The sequence below is a fragment of the Pseudomonas sp. 3JA genome (assembly GCF_036961705.1).
GTDB lineage: Bacteria > Pseudomonadota > Gammaproteobacteria > Pseudomonadales > Pseudomonadaceae > Aquipseudomonas > Aquipseudomonas fluorescens_Q.
In genome coordinates this window covers 86,659-107,923 of the sequence record NZ_JBAMDJ010000018.1, presented here as the reverse complement: position 1 = coordinate 107,923, position 21,265 = coordinate 86,659, and the positions used below count along the sequence as shown (strand labels likewise).

General features: G+C 62.3%; 21 protein-coding genes. 7 read left to right on the top strand and 14 right to left on the bottom strand.

The window, feature by feature from the left end; translation table 11 throughout:
• The first annotated feature begins 67 nt into the window (after positions 1 to 67).
• Positions 68 to 907, top strand: a complete 840-nt coding sequence (gene xopAW, locus V7773_RS16035) for a XopAW family type III secretion system calcium-binding effector (RefSeq protein WP_336074124.1) — start codon at positions 68 to 70, stop codon at positions 905 to 907.
• Between the two features lie 216 nt (positions 908 to 1,123).
• On the opposite strand, the gene V7773_RS16030 is transcribed toward xopAW, so the two are convergent.
• The 8 genes from V7773_RS16030 to V7773_RS15995 all read right to left on the bottom strand — a co-directional run bounded on the left by V7773_RS16030 (position 1,124) and on the right by V7773_RS15995 (position 7,461).
• The gene (locus V7773_RS16030) at positions 1,124 to 2,161 is read right to left on the bottom strand and encodes an AI-2E family transporter (protein ID WP_003204378.1); all 1,038 of its coding nucleotides are present in this window, start codon (positions 2,159 to 2,161) and stop codon (positions 1,124 to 1,126) included.
• 64 nt (positions 2,162 to 2,225) lie between these two features.
• Positions 2,226 to 3,044, bottom strand: coding sequence for a DUF4892 domain-containing protein (locus tag V7773_RS16025; RefSeq protein WP_336074123.1), 819 nt, complete (start codon positions 3,042 to 3,044; stop codon positions 2,226 to 2,228).
• 129 nt (positions 3,045 to 3,173) lie between these two features.
• Positions 3,174 to 4,025, bottom strand: coding sequence for an alpha/beta hydrolase (locus V7773_RS16020; RefSeq protein WP_336074122.1), 852 nt, complete (start codon positions 4,023 to 4,025; stop codon positions 3,174 to 3,176).
• Positions 4,022 to 4,816 (bottom strand): alpha/beta fold hydrolase, encoded by a 795-nt coding sequence (locus V7773_RS16015; RefSeq protein ID WP_336074121.1) that lies wholly within the window; start codon positions 4,814 to 4,816, stop codon positions 4,022 to 4,024. Before V7773_RS16015 ends, V7773_RS16020 begins: the two co-directional genes overlap by 4 nt.
• Before the next feature lie 296 nt (positions 4,817 to 5,112).
• Positions 5,113 to 5,556 carry a hotdog fold thioesterase gene (locus V7773_RS16010; RefSeq protein ID WP_063324859.1) on the bottom strand — a complete coding sequence of 148 codons (444 nt, stop codon included), beginning with the start codon at positions 5,554 to 5,556 and terminating at the stop codon, positions 5,113 to 5,115.
• Between the two features lie 52 nt (positions 5,557 to 5,608).
• Positions 5,609 to 6,061 carry a phosphohistidine phosphatase SixA gene (sixA, locus tag V7773_RS16005; protein ID WP_336074120.1) on the bottom strand — a complete coding sequence of 151 codons (453 nt, stop codon included), beginning with the start codon at positions 6,059 to 6,061 and terminating at the stop codon, positions 5,609 to 5,611.
• Positions 6,058 to 6,405, bottom strand: a complete 348-nt coding sequence (locus V7773_RS16000; protein ID WP_003204392.1) for a DUF4389 domain-containing protein — start codon at positions 6,403 to 6,405, stop codon at positions 6,058 to 6,060. The genes sixA and V7773_RS16000 overlap by 4 nt, the downstream gene beginning before the upstream one ends.
• A 30-nt stretch (positions 6,406 to 6,435) precedes the next feature.
• Positions 6,436 to 7,461: an NAD(P)H-dependent glycerol-3-phosphate dehydrogenase gene (locus V7773_RS15995; RefSeq protein WP_063324857.1), complete on the bottom strand. Its 1,026-nt coding sequence runs from the start codon at positions 7,459 to 7,461 to the stop codon at positions 6,436 to 6,438.
• Between the two features lie 199 nt (positions 7,462 to 7,660).
• Here V7773_RS15995 and V7773_RS15990 point away from each other — a divergent pair, with 199 nt between their 5' ends.
• The 5 genes from V7773_RS15990 (at position 7,661) to fabB (ending at position 14,614) form a co-directional block, all read left to right on the top strand.
• Positions 7,661 to 9,784, top strand: coding sequence for a TonB-dependent receptor plug domain-containing protein (locus V7773_RS15990; protein WP_336074119.1), 2,124 nt, complete (start codon positions 7,661 to 7,663; stop codon positions 9,782 to 9,784).
• On the top strand, positions 9,785 to 10,717 hold the full coding sequence (locus V7773_RS15985; protein WP_336074118.1) for an ABC transporter substrate-binding protein: 933 nt from the start codon (positions 9,785 to 9,787) through the stop codon (positions 10,715 to 10,717).
• Positions 10,714 to 12,618 (top strand): ATP-binding protein, encoded by a 1,905-nt coding sequence (locus tag V7773_RS15980; RefSeq protein WP_336074116.1) that lies wholly within the window; start codon positions 10,714 to 10,716, stop codon positions 12,616 to 12,618. The genes V7773_RS15985 and V7773_RS15980 overlap by 4 nt, the downstream gene beginning before the upstream one ends.
• 248 nt (positions 12,619 to 12,866) lie before the next feature.
• Entirely contained in the window at positions 12,867 to 13,382 is a 516-nt protein-coding gene (gene fabA, locus V7773_RS15975) for a 3-hydroxyacyl-[acyl-carrier-protein] dehydratase FabA (RefSeq protein ID WP_003204400.1), read from the top strand.
• An 11-nt stretch (positions 13,383 to 13,393) separates the two neighbouring features.
• On the top strand, positions 13,394 to 14,614 hold the full coding sequence (fabB, locus tag V7773_RS15970) for a beta-ketoacyl-ACP synthase I (protein ID WP_063324853.1): 1,221 nt from the start codon (positions 13,394 to 13,396) through the stop codon (positions 14,612 to 14,614).
• Between the two features lie 108 nt (positions 14,615 to 14,722).
• On the opposite strand, the gene V7773_RS15965 is transcribed toward fabB, so the two are convergent.
• The gene (locus tag V7773_RS15965; RefSeq protein ID WP_063324852.1) at positions 14,723 to 15,187 is read right to left on the bottom strand and encodes a DUF3859 domain-containing protein; all 465 of its coding nucleotides are present in this window, start codon (positions 15,185 to 15,187) and stop codon (positions 14,723 to 14,725) included.
• A gap of 184 nt (positions 15,188 to 15,371) precedes the next feature.
• Positions 15,372 to 16,388: an amidohydrolase family protein gene (locus tag V7773_RS15960; RefSeq protein ID WP_336074134.1), complete on the bottom strand. Its 1,017-nt coding sequence runs from the start codon at positions 16,386 to 16,388 to the stop codon at positions 15,372 to 15,374.
• 120 nt (positions 16,389 to 16,508) lie between these two features.
• Here V7773_RS15960 and V7773_RS15955 point away from each other — a divergent pair, with 120 nt between their 5' ends.
• Positions 16,509 to 17,369: a pirin family protein gene (locus tag V7773_RS15955; protein WP_336074133.1), complete on the top strand. Its 861-nt coding sequence runs from the start codon at positions 16,509 to 16,511 to the stop codon at positions 17,367 to 17,369.
• 125 nt (positions 17,370 to 17,494) lie between these two features.
• On the opposite strand, the gene V7773_RS15950 is transcribed toward V7773_RS15955, so the two are convergent.
• The 4 genes from V7773_RS15950 to V7773_RS15935 form a co-directional block, all read right to left on the bottom strand.
• Positions 17,495 to 18,223 carry a dienelactone hydrolase family protein gene (locus V7773_RS15950; RefSeq protein WP_092464082.1) on the bottom strand — a complete coding sequence of 243 codons (729 nt, stop codon included), beginning with the start codon at positions 18,221 to 18,223 and terminating at the stop codon, positions 17,495 to 17,497.
• Between the two features lie 70 nt (positions 18,224 to 18,293).
• Positions 18,294 to 20,198, bottom strand: coding sequence for a molecular chaperone HtpG (gene htpG / locus V7773_RS15945; protein WP_092348827.1), 1,905 nt, complete (start codon positions 20,196 to 20,198; stop codon positions 18,294 to 18,296).
• An 87-nt stretch (positions 20,199 to 20,285) separates the two neighbouring features.
• A complete protein-coding gene (locus V7773_RS15940; RefSeq protein ID WP_063324849.1) occupies positions 20,286 to 20,747 on the bottom strand; it encodes a PaaI family thioesterase in 462 nt (153 codons plus the stop codon).
• Entirely contained in the window at positions 20,744 to 21,220 is a 477-nt protein-coding gene (locus tag V7773_RS15935; protein ID WP_092147835.1) for a PaaI family thioesterase, read from the bottom strand. The genes V7773_RS15940 and V7773_RS15935 overlap by 4 nt, the downstream gene beginning before the upstream one ends.
• Positions 21,221 to 21,265: the final 45 nt, after the last annotated feature.

The following is a 21,265-nucleotide window of genomic DNA, read 5'->3' as shown; positions in this document are numbered from 1 at the left end:
CAACTCCCTCGCAGAGGCTGCATAAGCCGGTGCACCCACCGGCTATCCCAGCCCAAGGAGAGCGCCCATGATCGGTAGCGTCAGCAGTTACTCCACCTATACCAGCACCAGCATTACCGCAACCAGCAGTGCCCGCAGCCAGCAGTTTCAAAAGGAACTGCTGAGCAAGCTCGACAGTGACGGCGACGGTTCGGTCAATCAGGAAGAGTTGAGCACCGCCCTGTCGCAAAAAAGCGACGATGGCATCCTGGTCAGCCTGAGCGACAATTTCGGTGACCTGGACAGTGACGGTAGTGGTGACCTGAGCAGCGAGGAAATGGCCGCAATGGCGCCACCACCTCCGCCGCCACGGAACCAGGCGCCAAATACCGAAATGGCCGATGCGCTGCTCAGCGTCCTGGACAGCGACGGTGATGGCTCGGTCAGCAGCGATGAGTTGAGCAACGGCCTGGCCAGCACGGACAGCGATGCCGACAGCCAGCAAGTGTTCTCGGCGTTGGACAAGAATGAAGACGGCACTGTCAGCCTCGACGAACTCGCCGCCAGCCTTGCACCACCGCCACCACCGCAACAGGACTCCAGTGAAGAGCTGTTCAGCCAGCTCGATGCCGACGGCGACGCCACCGTCACCGCCAGCGAACTGAGCAGCGCCTTGCAGGCCAGCAACGGTACGTCCGCGAGCACCGACACCAGCGCGATGCTGATGGAAGCACTCGACAACGACAGCAGCGGCGGCGTCAGCAGCGACGAATTCAACAGTGCCTTGCAGGCCGGTCGCCGCAGCGACAGTTCCACCGAACAGGCCAATGTCAGCGAAGCGTTGAACAGAATGATCGCCAACCTCAGCCGGCAGTACTCGCTGGATAACGTCGCCACTGTAGGAAAACACCTGAACGTGGCGACCTGATTCATCCGTACACACCTGGCCGCTCGGGAGCCAGGTTCGCGGTTGATTGATCGACGATAACCCTGTGGCGAGGGAGCTTGCTCCCGCTGGGCTGCGCAGCAGCCCTTAAAGCCAGACAACGCGGTGTGTCAGGTATATCGAAAAGATTGGTTTGGGGTCGCTGCGCAACCCGGCGGGAGCAAGCTCCCTCGCCACAGGGTCTTGGGCTTGCCGGGGTTACCGCGCCTGGCTTTTGCTCCAGTCCGTCAACAGGCTATACGCCACCGCCAGCAAGGTCGGGCCGATGAACAGGCCGATGAAACCGAAGGCAATCAACCCGCCGAACACCCCCAGCAGCACGATGACCAAGGGCAGGTTTCCGCCACGGCTGATCAGGTAGGGCTTGAGCACGTTGTCCACGCCACTGATGATGAACGTGCCCCAAATGCCCAGGAACACCGCCATCCCGTACTCACCCTTCCACGCCAGCCACGCCGTTGCGGGGATCCACACCAGCGGTGGCCCCATGGGGATCAGGCTCAACAGGAACGTGACGATCCCCAGCACCAGCGCCCCCGGGACCCCGGCGATCAGGAAGCCGATCAGCGCCAGCACGGCCTGGGCCGCCGCGGTGCCAATCACGCCGTTGACCACCCGTTGCACCGTACCAGCCACCAGCTCGATGTAGTAACCGGCACGGTCGCCGATCAGACGCTCCAGCAACCCGTGGACGAATACCGCCAGGCGCGGGCCGTCGCGATAGAAAAAGAACACGAACACGATACTCAGGGTCAGCTCGAGTATGCCACCACCAATCTGTGCACTGCGCGCCAGCAGCCAGTTGCCGACCTGCCCCAGGTAAGGCCTGGCGGACACCATCAGCGCGGCCCCCTGCTGGTCGATGCTGTTCCAGATGCCGACCAGCCGTTCGCCCACCAGCGGTACACCGGCCAACCAGGTCGGGGCTTCGGGCAGGCCGTCGACCTGTGCGTCCTTGATGAACGCGGTGGCGTCACGCACATGGTCGGCCAGGTTGAAACCCAGCCACACCAGCGGCACCGCCACCAACAACATCCAGCCTACTGTCAGCAGCGCCGCCGCCAGGGATTCGCGGCCATTGACCCAGCGAGTCAGCAGGCGCATCAGCGGCCAACTGGCGAACGCCAGCACCGCCCCCCAGAACAGCGCCGACCAGAATGGCGCCATGACCCAGAGGCTTGCGCCGAACAACACCAGGAGCAGGATCTGCACCAACAGCCGATCGTTATTGATCATGTAGGGTCTCGAAAAAATGAACAGGAGCGAGGCAACGGCGTGAAACCCGCGGCCCCGAGACAGCTTAGCGCAGCAACTCCAGGTGCAATCCCGCCGCCTCGCCGCTGGCGGCCTCCATGCGCGCCGCCCGAACGCCCTGGCCCGCCAGAGCCTCGATCCAATCCTCGGCCCGGGGACCGGCGATACTGACCCGCAAGCCCGTGTCCAGGTTCAGCGCCCGGGACAACAGGCGCAACCAGGTGTCGTCTGGCTCACCGGCAAGACGCGGTAAATCCAGGACCCCAGTGTCCTTGAGCTGGCGCAGCAGCGTGGCCGACGTCGGCAGCAGGTCCCCCAGCGGTGCATTCGCCTCGAACTGCTCGACATGCAGGTAGGCCTTGCGATTGCCGCGGGTGATGGCATACAGCGCAATCAGTGTGTTGTCCGCCGGTGGAGCCAGGCGCAGCAGCAGGAAGGCCTGGCCGTTGTCGGCGCCATAGAGCTTGGCGTTGCCGAAGACATCGTTGGCCCACAGGCTGCTTTCGCCGCAATCGCGGGCCTGGCACCAGAACAACAGCTCGGCGTCCTGTTTCTGCAACGCTTCGCGCGCGGCAGTAAAGGCCTGGGTGGCGGAATGTTCCGGCGGCAGTTCGTAAGTAACAGACGTGGCGTTCCCACGGGCATCGACCTGGCCGTCGAAGCGCAGTTGGCCGCTGATCTTGCGGATCGAGCCCATGGGATAGACGCGTTCCAGGTCGCTGGTTTGCCGGTAATCGACAATCTGCGCGTCGGGCATGCGCGGCACACGCTCCAGGTCGCGACTGCCTGGCACATCGACGGCGAACGACGCCGGGCTGAAGCAGGCCAGCACCAGCAGGACGAGTGAGTGAACGGATGATTTCATCGGGTCGGCTTGGCCTGGGACGCTTGGACGCAACGGGCGTCGTCGATGCACCGCGAGGCTGATAAACAGAGGTCTGTCATGGTTGTCTCCCTTTCAACCCGCCCAGCCTCGACAGTTGCCCGCCGCAAGTCAAGGAACGGTGAAGAACCGATTGAAACAGTCTGCTACAAGCGTGGCACCGACCTCGTCGTTCAGGTGTAGATGATGGCCGCCGGGCAACTGCTCATGACTGAAGGGTAGACGCTCCAGCAACTCCGGGTGCTGGGCCAGCATGCCGTCGGCGGCCACCACCAGATGCGCCGGACAAGCGACCCGTGCAACGAACGCCATGGCCTGTTCATCGGTCAGGCGCAAAGGCGATGGCAAGGTCAGGCGATTGTCGGTGCGCCAGGTATAGCCCCCGGGCACCGGCATCAGGCCGCGCTGGGCCAGTAACTCGGCGGCCTCGCGGCTGACCGCTACCAGCCCCTTCATACGCGCTTCGATGGCCCGCTCGAGGGTTTTGTAGACTGGCTTGCGTTTTTGCTGCAAATCCAACTGGGCTTGCAGGGCCATGCCCATGCGTTCGGCCGCATTATCGCCTTTGGCTGTAGGAGGAATCACCCCGTCGATCAACCCCAAGTGCGTCACCCGTTCCGGCAGGGAACCGGCCAGCACCAGCGAGACAATGGCGCCCATGGAGTGCCCCAGCAGGGCGAAGCGCTTCAAGCCCAGTTGCTCGGCCACTTGCAGCACATCATGGACATAGTCCCACAAGGCATAACTGGCACCCGGCGGTCGATGTCCGGAATGACCGTGACCGGCCATGTCCAGGGCGATCACCCGCAGCCCCTCGAGCCTGGGCGCCAGGCGGGCGAAACTGTTGGCGTTGTCCAGCCAACCATGCAGGGCAATTACCGGCAGCCCATCTTCCGGCCCGAACAGGTGGGCCGCCAATTCGATGTGCGGCAGGCTCAGGCGGACTTCCTCGACCACACTCATGCGTTGCGCCCTTCCCAACGCTGGAACAGGTTCTTGAGCAGGTTGGCTGTGTCTTGTGGACGTTCGAGGGGAAACATATGGCCACCGGGCATGCTCAGGGATTCGCCATGGAGCATACGTCCCACCGAACGGGTGTGATGACGCATCACCACGCGACTCTGCCGACCGCGCACCACGGCCAGCGGCACCTTGAGCTTACGGGGCCGCCCGGGGCTGGTGTGCGGCACGCCGCGGTAAATGCTGATTTCGGTGGCCGGGTCGAAGCGCAGCCGCAACCGGTCGCCGACTTGTTGCAGACCGTGTTGCAGGTAGGCGTCGAAGCAATCCGGATCAAAGCTGCGGAACAGGGTCTTGCCGGCAAAATACTGCCGGGCCGACGCCAGGTCAGCGAACTCCTCACGCCGACCCAGGGTCCGGCCCGCTGGCGTCAGGCGGTCAATGAAGCCCAGGCGCTTGGCGGCCAGGATCACCCACTGGTCGGTACGGGTCAGCAGCGGCGAATCGAGCATGACCACGCCACGATACAGCTCGGGGCAGCGCAACGCCGCGTGCAGGTGCAGCACGCCGCCCAGGGAGTGACCGACGCCCCACACCGGCGCCGGTTGCTGCTCCAGGTGATGGATCAGTTCGTCCACCAGGTTGTGCCAGTTATCGTCCACCGGAAAACGCGGGTCATGGCCGTGCAACTCCAGATGCGCGACCTGGTACTGCGGCGCCAGCGCGGCGAACAGCTTGCCGTAGGTGGCCGAGGGAAAACCGTTGGCGTGGGCGAAAAAAATCTGATGCGACATGACAGCCGATCCATTGGGGAACTGGGGCAGATTGTCCGCAGAACCCGACGGCACGGCAATGACCGTAACTGACAGGAATGATGACAGTCGGGCTTGGGCTATGGGGTTGCATGAGCGATGAAACCCTGTGGCGAGGGAGCTTGCTCTCGCTGGCCTGCGAAGCAGGCCCAAAACCAGGCGACGCGGTGTGCCAGGCCAACCGCGTCGATGGGTTTAGGGGGCCGCTTCGCAGCCCAGCGGGAGCAAGCTCCCTCGCCACAAGAGCGGTCCATCAGTCACAAACCTGTATTCATGTATCACCGCGCCGGCGGTTGCTCGCCCAGCGGCACCACGGCCATGGTCAGGCGCGACACGCAGTTGACTTTGCCCTCGTCATTGACCAGGCGGATGTCCCAGACCTGGGTAGTGCGGCCCAGGTGGACCATCCGGGCCGTGGCGGTCACCCGTCCGCTACGCACACCGCGCAGATGGTTGGCATTGATCTCCAGGCCCACGCAATAGAACTTGCTGGCATCGACACAGAGATAGGCCGCCATGGACCCGACCGTTTCGGCCAACACCACCGAAGCACCGCCATGCAGCAGGCCGAACGGCTGGTGGGTGCGATGATCGACCACCATGCTGGCGGTCAGGGATTCGTCGTCGAAAGACTCGAAACGAATGTCCAGCATTTCACTGATGGTATTTTTACCGGCGGCGTTCAGTTGCTCGATGTTGGGGGTGGTGCGCCACAGACTCATCGTTGCCCTTCCTGTGTGATTGGTGTCTTGCCCAGTCCTGCAAGCGACCGGTTCAGGGATGCCTGATCCCTTTGAGCTTCATCGCCCCGGCCAGCGGCAGGTCGCCTTCCAGCTCGGCCAGGCCGGCGGTTTGCACTTGCTCGGGGTGTTGCAGATGACCGTGCTGCAGAAAGCCCAGCAGGCTACCCACCAAAGGGTTATGGCTGACCAGCAGCACATTGTCCTGGTCCTCGAGGCGCTCCAGGACTTTTTGCGGCTGGGTGTCCGGCGTGAGCCAGTTCACCGTGATCAGCTCAGGCTGAAAACCCAGCGCCTCACGCACCAGTTGTGCGGTCTGCTGGGCGCGCAGATAGGGACTGGCGTAAATGGCGGTCAGGGGCTGGCCGATCAAATGCGCGGCACTGCGCAACACCTCCTCGCGACCATGAGCCGTCAGGGCCCGCTCCGGATCGGGACGGGCACCGTACGGCTCAGCCTCACCATGACGCAACACCCACAACCTCATAGCTTCGGCTCCTCGTCCCGGGCGGGATGCGGCGCCGGCGCCACGGTGTGAGGCGCTTCACCTTCAGGCGTGCGCGGGGTCGGCCAGTCCGCGAACGGCCAGGGTTTCTGATCGCTGTGAAAGGTGCCGAAACGACCTATCTGGGCCAGGAACTGGCTCAGGCTGTCGCCGAAATTCATCAGACTGGCGCTGGGTGCGCCGTAGATCAGCCGATAGATCAATTGCACCAGCACCACGGCGCCGAGGATGAATTGCGCCACCTGCCAGACCAGCAGGTAAATCACCATCCACAGCACTCGCAGCAGGATGGATTCGTATTGGGGTTGCCCTTGCGGATCGTTCATGGCTCGCTCCTGCTTGCGGTCAATAAAGGTTCAGTTGAACCCGCTGGTGGAAATGAAATCGACGTCGGTCTTCGGTTCGCCACGCATCAACAGCTCGATCACCTGTTCAAGCGTGCGCCCTTCGAACAGAATCGCATGCAGCCCGGCGACCAGCGGCATATACACCCCCGCCTCCTGGGACTTGGCCTTGAGCACCTTGAGGGTATTGACCCCTTCGGCCACTTCACCCAGGCGCGACACGGCCTCGTCGAGGCTCAAGCCTTGGCCGAGGGCAAAACCGACCTGGTAGTTGCGACTCTTGGGCGATGAACAGGTGACGATCAGGTCGCCCACGCCGGCCAACCCCAGGAAGGTCATAGGATTGGCGCCCTGGCTGACGGCAAAGCGGGTCATTTCCGCCAGCGCACGGGTGATCAGCATGCTCTTGGTGTTCTCGCCCATGCCCAGCGCCACCGCCATGCCGGCGATGATGGCATAGACATTCTTCAACGCCCCGCCCAGTTCCACACCAAAACGGTCGGCACTGGCGTAGACCCGAAAGGTGCGGCCATGCAAGGCCGCCTGGACCCGTTGGCACAGCTCCTCATCCTCACTGGCGACCACCGTGGCGGTCAGCGCATGCTCGGCGATTTCCCGCGCCAGATTCGGCCCGGAGATCACACCGATCCGAGCCTTGGGCGCGATTTCTTCGAGAATCTCGCTCATCAGCTTGAAGGTCTTGGCTTCGATGCCCTTGGTCAGGCTCACCAACAGCTTGCCGCTCAAGCATTCTGCGTAGGGCGCCAGCACCGAACGCAAGGCGCTGGACGGCAAGGCGACGAAGAACAGGTCGCTGCCCTCCAGGGTTGCCTGCAAGTCAGTCACCGGTTCCACTTCCGGACGGATCTTGATGCCCTTGAGGTAACGCGGGTTCTCACGATTGATCCGGATGGCCTCGGCCTGTTCCGGGTCACGCATCCACTGGCGCACCGGGTGACCATTCTCGGCCAGCAGGTTAGCCACGGCGGTGCCGAAACTCCCGCCTCCCAGGACCGCAATCGGGCGCTGTTCAGTCATATGCAATCCGTTCATCCATACCAAGTGGCAATGCGGGGCATTATACGGAGCGGCCAGAGCGCGACCAGCCCCGGCAACAATTACCATCAGCTGTAGGAAGCTGACCATCAATTCCTAGGAAAATGCTGTCAACGCGAATGGAAAAGTCGTTCAGCTCGGTTAACATGCCCGCCATCCATCCCATCTCAAAGGCTGTGCCGTGTCCGTTGGCCCTTCCCGTCCTGGCTCGTCCCTGCTATTGGCACTGATCATCAGCCCGCCAGTGCTGGGCGACGACCTGTTCGTGGACAACCAGCCCCTGCCCCAGGTGCTGACGGCCACGCGCCTGAAGCAATCACCAGCGGCAGTGCCAGGCAGCATGACCGTGCTCGACAGCGAGTTGATCAAGGCCAGCGGCGCCCGCGACATCAGCGAACTGCTGCGCCTGGTGCCGGGCATGATGGTCGGCAACATCAGCGGCAACCAGCCTGCCGTGAACTACCATGGCACCAACGCCAGCGAAGCCCGCCGCATGCAAGTACTGATCGACGGCCGCTCGGTGTACCGCGCCGGCCTGGCCACGGTGGACTGGAGCGATATTCCGGTGGCCATGGAAGACATCGAGCGGATCGAAGTCTTCCGCGGCCCCAACACCGTCAGCTACGGCGCCAATGCGCTGATGGCGGTGGTCAACATCATCACCCGCGCGCCGGCCGACAGCCACGGCACCCGGCTGAAAATCACCCGTGGCCAGCGCGGCATCAGCGACTGGTACGCCAGCCAGGGCAGCGGTTGGGACGGCGGCGACCTGCGGTTGTCGTTGTCCGGCCAGGAAGACGATGGCTTTGACAGCGACCGCAACGGCGCCGATTACCGCGACAGCCGCCGCCTGAACCGCTTCAACCTGTCCGTCAGCCAGACGTTGAACGAGCAGCAAAGTATCGACTGGCAATTGAACGCCAAGGACGGGACTAATCAGCGGCCCTACACCTACCACCCGGTGTTCGCCGGGATTACCGCCGCTGGGGATAACTCCGACGTGATCGCCAAGGACTACGCCGGCTCACTGCGCTGGAACCTGGACCTGGACGCCGACCACAGTCTTTATGTACAGGGCTCGATCCAGCATTGGGATCGCCAGCAGACCTGGCGCGCCTGCGACGCCGAGGTGTCCTTCAGCCCGCAATTGACCGACCTGTGGCAGCTCAATCCCTACTATGCCGAGAAGCTGGCGCGCAATATCCCCAGCTACATCAACGGCGGCGCGCCAGCCGGCACACCACAGGAACAGGCGTTGGCCAATCAGGTGCTCGACCAGTGGCGCAACGGCGCCTCACAAACCCTGTGCGGCGATATCGACCAGAGCACCCGGGAATCGCGCTACGACCTGGAGATCCAGGACACGCTGAGCCTGTCCGACAGCCTGCGACTGGTCACCGGCGCCAACTATCGCTATGACCGGGCCGATTCGCAGACATACTTCAACGGCACCCTGGACGACACCACTTGGCGCCTGTTCGGCCAGCTCGAATGGCGGGCCACCGAGCATTGGTTGTTGCAAGGCGGCGCGATGTTCGAGGACACCCGCCTGACCGGCAGTTCGCTGACCCCACGGGTCGCGGTCAACTACCTGATCACCCCGCGCCACGGCCTGCGCGCGGTGTACTCCGAAGCCGTGCGCTCGCCGGACATGTTCGAGAACAACGTCAACTGGAGCTATCAGGTCACCAACCTGCAACCCGCCGCCTTCGGCCAGAACAGTGCCCGTTATTTCGTCCAGACCCGCGGCCCGGGTAACCTGGAACAAGAGCACATGCGCTCCCGGGAATTGGGCTACAACGGTTATTTCGTGGACCTGGCGCTGGCGGTGGACGTAAAACTGTTCCATGACGAAATCACCGGCATGATCAGCGAACCGTTGCGCAACAATCAGTACATCGCCAGCAACAGCAACGAATCGCAATTCTCCGGGGCCGAAACCCAGGTCGACTGGCGCGTGACCAGCGCCGACCGCCTGCGCCTGACCTATGCCTATGTCGACGCCCAGGCCAGCACCCTCCTCGACGAACAACTGACCGCCCGCAACAGCGGTTCGGCCGGCTGGCTACGGGACTGGGGCCAAGGCTGGAACAGTACGCTGTTCTATTACGCCGCCGACGCCCTCAATGGCTATCGCTACGAACGGGTAGACACCCGCCTCGCCCGGCGCATTTCCCTGGGCAAGGCCAGCCTGGAACTGGCGGGAGTCCTGCAACAGCGCCTGGACAACCAGCCCACCACGTTTACCGACAACCGCTACGACTCCCGCCATGTCGTGTACTTCAGCGCGGAGTTGTCTTTCTAGATGTCCCGACGCCCACCCCGCAAGACGCCATCTCATGGCCGCCTGACGCTAGCCCTATGCCTGGTGTTTGCCGGTTGGCTGGCGACCATCGAGGCCCGCAGCGCGGAAATCCTGCTGACCGGTGCCGAGGACAGCCCCGGCGTGCAATCTTTTACCCAGGCCCTGAAAACCCTGCGCCCTGAAGACAGCGTGCGGTTTACGCCGCTGGCCGACCTGCCAGCGCCAGACAAACTGCCGGGCAATGTCCGCCTGATCCTGCTTGACCTGCCCAGCCTCGACTGGCGCCTGCAAGATGCCCGGGGCCCGGCCACCCTGGTGCTGCGCATCAGCCGCCAGCAAGCCCGCGATCGCCTGGGCGAAGCAACGCCTGCGCACCTGAGCCTGCTGTGGAGCGATCCACCGATGGCGCGGCAATTGCGGCTGATCCGCGCCATCCTGCCGCAGGTGCGACGGGTCGGCGTGCTCTACGACCCCCGCAGCGAATTCCTGCTCAAGGACATTCAACAGGCCGCGGCACCGTTGGGCCTGACCATCGTCAGCGAACGCTGGGACGACACCAACGACAGCCGCCCCCTGCAAAACCTGCTGGGCCAGAGCGACGTGCTGCTGGGTCTCGATGACCCCGACTTGTACAACCCCAAGACCGTGAAGAACCTGTTGCTCAGCAGCTACGCCCGGCAACGCGCCCTGATCGGGCCCAGCGCCGCATTCGTCAAGGCCGGCAGCCTGGCCAGCACCTATAGCGACCAACAAGACTGGCTGGCGATTCTCGACGAGTTGCTCGACCGCCCCGCCACTACTTGGCCGCGCACCCTGTATCCGGACCGTTTCAAGGTCCTGGGCAACCGGCAGGTCTCCCGTTCACTGGGGATCGAACCGATTGATGCCGAATCCGTCGCGGCAACGTTGGCCGAAGGAGAACACCACCCATGACCTTGCGTCGCCGTTGGGACATCAACACCCGAACCCAGCTCATCGCCCTCGGCCCGGCGTTGCTGCTGACTGTGCTGCTGATCAGTTTCTTTACCTTCGTGCGGATCCAGGACTTGCGCCAGGAACTCAATCACACCGGGCAACTGATCGCCAACCAACTGGCCCCCGCCACGGAATACGGGGTGATTTCCGGCAACAAAGAAGTGTTGGAAAGCCTGCTCACCGCCACCCTGGCGACCCCACACGTGCGCTTTCTGGAGGTCCAGGACAGCACCGACAAAGTCCTGGTGTACGTCGAACAACCCGAGCAAACCCGCAGCCATGCCCAGCAGGTCGAAGTCTTCCAGGCCCCGGTGCGCTTGCAGCGCATCGCCCTGAACAATGATTTCCTGCAGGGCAACAGCCCATCCGTGGAGGCCTCCGGCGAAGATTACCTGGGCCGCGTGATCGTCGGCATGTCCAGTGACGCCTTCAGTCAGCGGCAACAGGAGATTCTGTTCAAGGCCGCGATCCTGGCACTGTTCGCCCTGCTGTTCACCTTCCTGGTGGCGCGCCGGCTGGCGACTAACCTGTCCCGGCCGATCCGCGACATCGGCAACGCGGTCAAGGCCATCCAGCAAGGCGACTACAGCACCCCGCTCCCCATCGTCGATGACGCCGAACTGGGGGCCTTGTCGCGGCACATCAACAACCTGGCCGAGGGTTTGGGGCAAGCCAGCCGCGAACAGCACCAGGCCATGGCGCAGTTGATCAAGACCCGCGAAGAAGCCGAAAAGGCCAACAGCGCCAAGTCCGAATTCCTGGCGATGATGAGCCATGAACTGCGCACGCCCATGAACGGCGTACTGGGCATGCTGCAGTTGTTGGAAACCACCCGCCTGACCGACGAGCAGCACGAGTACACGGCGCTGGCCTCGGAATCCACCGAACACCTGCTGAAGGTGATCAACGACATTCTCGATTTTTCGCGCATCGAACGCTCGGCCCTGGAGCTGGAGCACATCCCGTTCAACCTGGCAGAACTGGTGGGCAGTTGTGCGCAATCGTTCCAGCACAGCGCCGCGCAACGCAAGCTGGGCCTGGACCTGCTGGTCCCGGACGACATGCAGGCCTTGCAGGTCCAGGGCGATCCGACGCGGATACGGCAGATCCTGGTCAACCTGATCGGCAATGCACTGAAATTCACCGAGCAAGGCCGTGTCACCGTGCAATGCCAGTGGCAGGCCCTGGACCACGAACTGCTGTGGTTCACCTGCGCGGTGCGCGACAGTGGCATCGGAATCCCGGCCGAGAGCCTGGAGCGCATGTTCGATGCCTTCCAGCAGGCCGACAATTCGATCTCCCGGCGCTACGGCGGTACCGGCCTGGGTCTGCCGATCGCCCGCACCCTGGCCGAGCGCATGGGCGGGACGCTGCGGGCCCAGAGCGAAGAAGGCCAGGGCTCGGTGTTCACCCTCGAAATCCCGTTGGCCCTGTCGCGCCAGACGCCACCGACCCTGGCGCCGCGCCTGCCCACCGGCAGCGGCGGCGATGGTGAAGGCCGCAACGTATTGCTGGTGGAAGACAATCCGGTCAACCAGACAGTGGTCGAAGCCATGCTGCGCAGCCTGGGCTTCACCGTCAGCATCGCCACCGATGGCGCCCAGGCTGTACGCAGCGCCGAAAGCCTGATTTTCGAAGCGATCCTCATGGATTGCCGATTGCCCATCATCGATGGCTACGAAGCCACGCGGCAGATCCGTCAGTTGCCGGGCTGCGGCGAGGTGCCGATCATCGCCCTGACGGCCAACGCCTTGCAGGGTGACCGCGAAGCCTGCCTCGCGGCGGGCATGAATGATTACCTGGCCAAGCCGTTCAAAAGGAACGACCTGCAGCAGATTCTGCAGCGCTGGGTGAATTAGAACAGGTCACCGGACCATCTGTGACTGGCGTGAAAGGCGAAAGTGCGGCAGTCTTAGGCACCCGAACAAGCCTCGATTGGGGCTTGAATAAAAATTTCAGTGCACAGGTGTACATTCATTTCCCGTGTGCTGTGACTTTCACTACAACGCAATAGTCTATGAGTAGGCTGTCGATTCGAGGCATGAACGCTTCGGTCGGCCGGGAAGATTTGCCCCACCCTGCCGCATGGGACTATTGAGGAGCTCGCATGACCAAACAAAACGCCTTTACCCGGGAAGATCTGCTGCGCTGCAGTCGCGGTGAGCTGTTCGGCCCAGGTAACGCGCAACTGCCCGCCCCGAACATGCTGATGGTGGATCGCATCACCCATATCAGCGAAGAGGGTGGCAAGTACGGCAAAGGTGAATTGGTCGCCGAGCTGGATATCACTCCGGACCTGTGGTTCTTCGCCTGCCATTTCGAAGGTGATCCGGTCATGCCGGGCTGCCTGGGCCTGGACGCCATGTGGCAACTGGTCGGTTTCTTCCTCGGCTGGCAAGGCCTGCCGGGTCGCGGTCGCGCCCTGGGTTCGGGCGAAGTGAAGTTCTTTGGTCAGGTCCTGCCGACCGCCAAGAAAATTACCTATAACATTCATATCAAACGCGTCCTCAAGGGCAAGCTGAACATGGCCATTGCCGATGGTTCGGTTGCCGTGGATGGTCGCGAGATCTACACCGCCGAAGGCCTCCGGGTCGGCGTTTTCACCTCCACTGACAACTTCTAAGGGTTATCCGCATGCGCCGCGTCGTTATCACTGGTCTGGGCATCGTTTCGTGCCTGGGCAATGACAAAGAGACCGTCTCCGCTAACCTGCGTGCAAGTCGCCCTGGCATCCGGTTCAACCCGGAATATGCCGAAATGGGTCTGCGTAGCCAGGTTTCCGGCTCCATTGACCTTCCCCTCGAAGAGCTGATCGATCGCAAGATCTACCGTTTCGTCGGCCACGCGGCGGCTTACGCCTACCTGGCCATGAAGGACGCCATCGCTGACTCCGGCCTGACCGAAGAGCAAGTGTCCAACGTACGTACCGGCCTGATCGCCGGTTCCGGCGGCGCCTCGACCTTGAACCAGATGGAAGCGCTGGACATCCTGCGCGAAAAAGGCGTCAAGCGCGTTGGCCCGTACCGCGTCACGCGGACCATGGGCAGCACCGTTTCGGCCTGCCTGGCTACCCCCTTCAAGATCAAGGGCATCAACTACTCGATCTCCTCCGCCTGCGCTACCAGTGCCCACTGCATCGGGAACGCGGTCGAGCAGATCCAGTTGGGCAAGCAGGACATCGTGTTCGCCGGTGGCGGTGAAGAAGAACATTGGAGCCAATCCTTCCTGTTCGACGCCATGGGCGCGTTGTCCAGCAAGCGCAACGACACGCCGGAAAAAGCTTCCCGCGCCTACGACGCCGACCGTGACGGCTTCGTCATCGCCGGCGGTGGCGGCATGGTCGTGGTCGAGGAACTGGAACACGCCCTGGCCCGCGGTGCGAAAATCTACGCCGAAATCGTTGGCTACGGCGCCACATCCGACGGTTACGACATGGTCGCACCAAGCGGTGAAGGCGCCGTGCGCTGCATGCAGATGGCCATGGCCACTGTCGATGCCCCGATCGACTACCTGAACACCCACGGCACCTCGACCCCAGTGGGCGACGTGATGGAAATGAAGGGCGTACGGGAAGTGTTCGGCGACAAGGCGCCAGCCATCAGCTCCACCAAGAGCCTGTCGGGTCACTCCCTGGGCGCCGCCGGTGTTCACGAAGCGATCTACTGCATCCTGATGATGGAAGGCAACTTCATGGCCGGTTCCGCCAACATCGACGAGCTGGACCCAGAAGTGGCCGATCTGCCAATTCTGACCAAGACTCGCGAAAACGCCACCATCAATACCGTGATGAGCAACAGCTTCGGCTTCGGCGGCACCAACGCCACCCTGGTACTGAAGCGCTGGCAGGGCAAGTAAGCCCCGCCGTTACGCTGCACACGAAAACGCCCCGACTGGTTCGGGGCGTTTTTTTTGCGCCTGCTCAATCACACCGCAGTTCCATGTGGGGTCTGCGGTGAATGGAACTCAGCGCACCACAAACCGCTGCTGCGTCAGCAGCCGATCGCCCTGGAACACCATGAACCGCCACTCTCCCGGCACCACTTCGTGGCTTTCGGTGAATTCGTAGGCCATGACATCCTGAGGCGCGCCGGGCACCAGTTTCTGGATGACCTCGAACTTGTCGTGGCGCACGCCATCGGGGGTACGGATACCGGGAGTGAAGTACAACAGGGTCAACGGCTGGTCATCCGCGACCTTGCCGGCCAACTGGTAGCGCATGCCGAACTTGGTGCCCAGCTTCGCCGGCACGCTCTCGGTCTGGCGGATCTGCTCATTGCTGCGACGCAGAACCCGCTCTCCCGATTGCAGTTCGGCTTGCGGCCCTTCGAAAACACCGTACTCCACCGGGCCTTCGACACGGACTTCGGCCTGTGCCAGGCCGCAGGTCAACCACAGCGCGACCAGTGCGCTTGAACGGGTGAGGTGCATAGTGCGCTCCTTGATTGAGATGAGCGCGAGGGTATGACGCGGGAGTGACAGGCTGATGACAAACCCTGCCCACCGATAATCCCGTGGCGAGGGAGCTTGCTCCCGCTCGACTGCGCAGCAGTCGCCAGATTTGGGGCTACTGCGTAGCCCAGCGGGAGCAAGCTCCCTCGCCACAAAAGCGGACTTAGCGGGCCACTGAGCGCGGCAATACCGAAAGAAAGTTATCCCGCGCCACCTTCCGCGCCACGTCTTCGGGCAAGGCATCGAGGAACGGATCGAAACCGCGCAACTCCTTACCAAACTTGTTGAAACGTCCTACCACGTCCGACCCCACCATGAAACGCTCCGGAAAGCGCTCTACCAGGCGTACCCACTCCTGCCGAGGCTTACCCGCCTCGTCCAGCAAGTACGGCGTGAGCACGCTCCAGGACAGGTCTATGTACAGATTGGGATAGGCCTCGAGCATGCGGGTCAGGGTCGGCAACAGAAAATCCAAGCGGGTCTGGTGGCGATGGATTTCCATGCTGGTACCGGCGTGGGCCCAGATGAAGCGCGTGTGCGGATGATTGCGCAACGGCTCCTCGATTTCCGCCAGGTACAGCGGATTTTTCTCACGCTTGGAAGTGATGTTGGAATGCAACATCACCGGCAAGTCGTTCTCGGCCGCCAAGTGATAGATCCGCGTCATGGCTTCGTTGTTGGCCCGCGGGGTGTCGCCCGAGGTCAGCGCAGTCAGGTCGTCATGGCGGGTGAACACCTCGCCGATGCCTTGCCACAAACCCGGGTAGAGATCGAGCATGCGCTGGATATGGGCGGCGGAGTTCTTGTCGTTGGGATTGAAGCCCGACAGGAATGGATGAAAGTGCCGGCGCTGCTCGTCGGTCAGCTTGCTCACCGCCGCGGCGACAATCACGTCGGTGGCGCTGTACCAATAGGCATCGGCATCGTCACCGGCGTAATAACGAGGACGCTTGGGCTCGTCTTCATGCCATTTCTTGGCCACTGGCACACCGGAAATCATCACATGCTCGATGCGATTGTCCGCCATCGCCTGGAGCAACTTGGGCATGCCGGCGGTTTCCTGGAAGAAATCGACGTAATGCAGGTGCGCATCGCTGTAGGCATATTCGCGAGCCGCGGCACCGCTACTCGAAACAACCAGCAGCCAGGCAAAGATCAAACGGGTCAAAGGCACGGGCAGTCTCCAGAAGCCATGAGCAACATAGACCCCCACCGTCCCGCTGGGGTTCAAGGCGTATCTGCCGCGCCTGCCGACGACGGGTTATGCTTCATGCAACCGTTGTTCAACCTGGAAAACAACATGACCACTCCCCTGACCGTTCGCCCCCGCGCCGAAGATGTCGAAGGCCAGCCGATTCTTCGCCCACTGCCGTCCGCCAAATGCCGCAGCGTCGGGCCTTTCGTGTTCTTTGATCACATGCTGCAAACCACCTACCCGGCGGGCAAAGGCATGAACATCCGCCAACATCCGCATATCGGCCTGTCCACCCTCACCTACCTGTTCGAAGGAAAACTCCAGCACAAGGACAGCCTGGGTTCCGACCAGGTGGTGGACGCCGGGGAGGTCAGTTGGATGACCTCAGGCAGCGCCATCGCCCATGTCGAGCGCACCCCCGAGTCATCGCTGGGCAGCGCGTTCGTCATGCATGGGTTGCAAGTCTGGCTGGCCTCGCCCAAGGCCCACGAACAAGGCCCCGGGCACTACAGCCATCACCCGGCACACAGCCTGCCCGTCAGCGAGAACCTGGGGGTCAGCATCCGGATGATCGCCGGGTCGGGCTTTTGCCTGGAATCGCCGGTGCCGGTGCTGTCGCCGACGCTTTACGCCGAACTGAACCTGCAGACCGCGACGACCTTGCTGATTCCCACCGAGCATGAAGAACGGGCGCTGTATGTGTTGAGCGGCGAGGCGTCGCTGGACGGCGAGCCGGTGGAACCCCACTCGTTGGTGATACTGCCAAGCGGGGAAGAAATGACGCTGTTTGCAGAGAGCGACTGCCATGCCGTGCTGTTCGGCGGTGCGCCCCTGGACGGACCGCGCCGGATGAACTGGAATTTCGTCTCCAGCGACCCGGCACGGATCGACGATGCCCGTCGACGCTGGGCAGCCGGGGACTGGCCGACCGTGCCTGGGGAAAGTGAGCGGATCGAGTTGCCCTAGATTCACAACATCCCGTGGCGAGGGAGCTTGCTCCCGCTCGGTTGCGCAGCAACCGCAGAAAAAACGGGGCCGCTACGCAGCCCAGCGGGAGCAAGCTCCCTCGCCACGGGGTTTGCTTGAAGCACTCAGCCCTTGAACACTTCATCCAGCAAGTTATGCATCGACCGGAACGCCCGCCCGGCGACCTTGGCGTTGTACATCATCTTGCCCGGCACATTGGCCTGCGGGTCGGTGAACGAATGCACTGCACCGCCATAGCTCAGCAATTGCCAATCCACCCCGGCGGCGTTCATTTCGTCTTCGAAGGCCGGTAACTGCTCTTTGGGCACCAGCGGGTCCGAGGCGCCGTGCATGACCAATACCGCGCCCTTGATGTTCTGCGCATCGGCCGGGTTCGGTGTATCCAGGGTGCCGTGGAAGGAAATCGCCGCCTTCAGCGGTGCGCCGCTGCGGGCCAGTTCCAGAGCGCAGCAGCCACCGAAGCAAAAGCCGAACGTGGCCAGCCTGGAAGCGTCGACCTGTGCTTCGTCCTGGCTCTGCAGTTGCTCGAGCGCCGCCTGCATGCGCTTGCGCAACAATGCCCGGTCGTTCTTGAGGGGCATCATCGCCGCTCCCGCCTCATCGGCATTGCTCGGGCGGACCGTCTGCCCGTACAGGTCGGCGATCAACACCACATAACCGTTGGCCGCCACCGATCTGGCGATGTCCTCGGCCCCCGCCCCTACGCCCATCCAATTCGGCGCCATCAGCAACCCCGGGCGCGAGCCCTGCTGGCTAATGTCGAAGGCCAGGCGGCCTTCATAGGTTTGACCTTCAATCTGATAGACCAGCGAACGAACCGTAACCTGACTCATGACGGACTCCTCTTCAATCGGAACACCAGAAATGAAAAAACCCGCCGAAGCGGGTTTTTCCTGCACGTGATTAAGCTGACAGTTCAACCAACAGCTTGTTCAGGCGACGCACATACGCCGCCGGGTCCTTCAGGCTGTCGCCAGCCGCCAGGGCCGCTTGGTCGAACAGGATGTGCGACAGATCGCCGAAACGCTCTTCGCTCTGCTCGTTGTCAAGTTTTTCCACCAGCGGGTGGGCCGGGTTGAATTCGAAGATCGGCTTGGAATCCGGGACTTTCTGGCCGCTGGCTTCGAGGATCTGGCGCATTTGCAGGCCCAGGTCCTGCTCACCGATGGCCAGGATCGCCGGGGAATCGGTCAGGCGGTGCGAGACGCGCACTTCACTGACAGCATCGCCCAGGGCGGTCTTGATCCGCTCGACCAGACCTTCCTTGCTCTTGGCGACTTCTTCGGCGGCTTTCTTGTCTTCTTCCGAATCCAGGTTGCCGAGGTCCAGGTCACCACGGGCCACGTCGACAAAGCTCTTGCCGTCGAACTCGTTGAGGTAGCTCATCAGCCACTCGTCGATGCGGTCGGTCAGCAGCAGCACTTCGATGCCTTTCTTGCGGAAGACTTCCAGGTGCGGGCTGTTCTTGACCTGTGCATACGTTTCACCGGTCAGGTAGTAGATCTTGTCCTGGCCTTCCTTGGCGCGGGCCAGGTAATCGGCCAGGCCTACGACTTGTTCGCCATCGTCACCCTGGGTCGAGGCAAAGCGCAGCAGACCGGCGATCTTTTCTTTGTTGGCGAAGTCCTCGGCCGGGCCCTCTTTCATGACCTGGCCGAAGTTTTTCCAGAAGCTCTTGTACTGCTCGGGCTCGTTCTTCGCCAGTTTTTCCAGCATGTCCAACACACGCTTGGTCAGCGCCGACTTCATGGAGTCGATGATCGGATCTTTCTGCAGGATTTCCCGCGACACGTTCAGCGACAGGTCGTTGGAATCCACCACACCCTTGATGAAACGCAGGTACAGCGGCAGGAACGACTCGGCCTGGTCCATCACGAACACACGCTGGACATACAGCTTCAGACCGCGTGGCGCTTCGCGCTGGTACAGGTCGAACGGCGCACGGGCCGGCACGTACAGCAGCGAGTTGTACTCCAGCTTGCCTTCAACCTTGTTGTGGCTCCAGCTCAGCGGGTTCTCGTAATCGTGGGCGATGTGCTTGTAGAACTCCTGGTATTCCTCGTCTTTCACTTCGGTGCGCGGACGGGTCCACAGGGCACTGGCGCGGTTGACCGTTTCCCATTCCACTTCAGGCTTTTCTTCGCCTTCGGCAGCGGTGACTTCCTTCGGCAGCTCAATCGGCAGCGCGATGTGGTCGGAGTACTTCTTGATGATGTTGCGCAGGCGCCAGCCATCGGCGAACTCGTCTTCGCCAGACTTGAGGTGCAGCACAATGCGGGTGCCGCGATCGGCCTTGTCGACGGTGGCGACTTCAAACTCGCCCTCGCCCTTGGACGACCAGTGCACGCCTTCGCTCGCAGCGAGGCCGGCACGGCGGCTGAACACTTCGACCTGGTCGGCCACGATGAACGCGGAATAGAAACCGACGCCGAACTGGCCGATCAGGTGGGAATCTTTCTTCTGGTCGCCGGACAGGTTCTTCATGAAGTCGGCGGTGCCGGACTTGGCGATGGTGCCCAGGTGCGTGATCACCTCTTCGCGGCTCATGCCGATGCCGTTGTCTTCGAGGGTGACGGTTTTTGCGTCCTTGTCGAAGCTCACACGGATTTTCAGCTCAGCGCCGCCTTCCAGCAATTCAGGCTTGGAAAGGGCTTCGAAACGTAATTTGTCGACAGCGTCAGAGGCGTTCGAAATCAACTCGCGAAGGAAAATTTCCTTATTGGAATACAGCGAGTGAATCATCAGGTGCAGCAGTTGCTTCACCTCGGTCTGGAAGCCCAGGGTTTCCTTTTGAGTTTCCACGCTCATGGTCATCAAACTCCAAGTGGATGGTGGTGTCCGCCTCGCTGAGATTGGCGGCGGGATGTCCTCAAGGTGGGGGCAACGCTGATGATTTCAAGGGCGATCCGGTTTTGACGGTTCCTGGATCTTGAAATGGGCCCGGGCAGTGGCGATGGGTTCGGCCTCGACGTCTTGCCAGGCGGTGATCGCGACGTTGGCGACCCGCCGGCCCTGGCGCCAGACCTGGCATTTGGCGTAGGTGTCGCGAAACTGTCCGGTGCGCAGGTAATCCAGGGAGAAATCGATGATTTTCGGTATGCCCGGCGTACCCGTGGCGATCAACAGATGCACGGCAGCGGCCAGTTCCATGAAACCGGCGATGACCCCACCGTGGATGGCCGGCAGTAAAGGGTTACCAATGTTGTCTTTGTTGGCTGGCAGGCGAAACAACAAGTCGTCGCCCTGGCGCGTGCATTCGACGCCGATGAGTTGGGCATAGGGAATCGAGGCGAGCAGCAGCGCGTAGTCGCCCTGCTCGCAGGCACGGCGCAGTTGTTCCTGGAGGATATCGGTCATGGCTGGCCCACAGCGGTCATCGGACCGCCCTTCCCCATTCCCCTGGCATGCTGGCCCAGGCGCATGAAGGTGCCCACCACATGGGCGATGGGTTGCTCGGGATCGTCCTGGTAGGCGAAACCCCGGGTGAAGATCACGTCCGGGGTCACCCGATAGCATTGGGCGAAGCCGTAGACATCCTTGTGGGGCTCGGCAGCGTGCATGTAGTCGATCCGCAGGTCGAGGGTGGGACAGACTTCGAATTGCGGCAGCACACACAGGGTCGACATACCACAGGCGGTGTCCATCAATGAGGTCAACGCCCCGCCATGGATGATGCCCGTCAGGGGATTGCCGACGATTTGCGGGCTGAACGGCAGGATGACCGTCAGCCCGTCACGACTGGCACTGTGCAACTTCAAGCCCAGCACCTGGCAATGCCTGAGTGCGGATAAAAAACGTGTGGCACGCTCAAAAACGGGGTCTTCGGCCATTCGATCAACGCTCCAATGAGTGACGAGACCTGACAACAGGCGCGA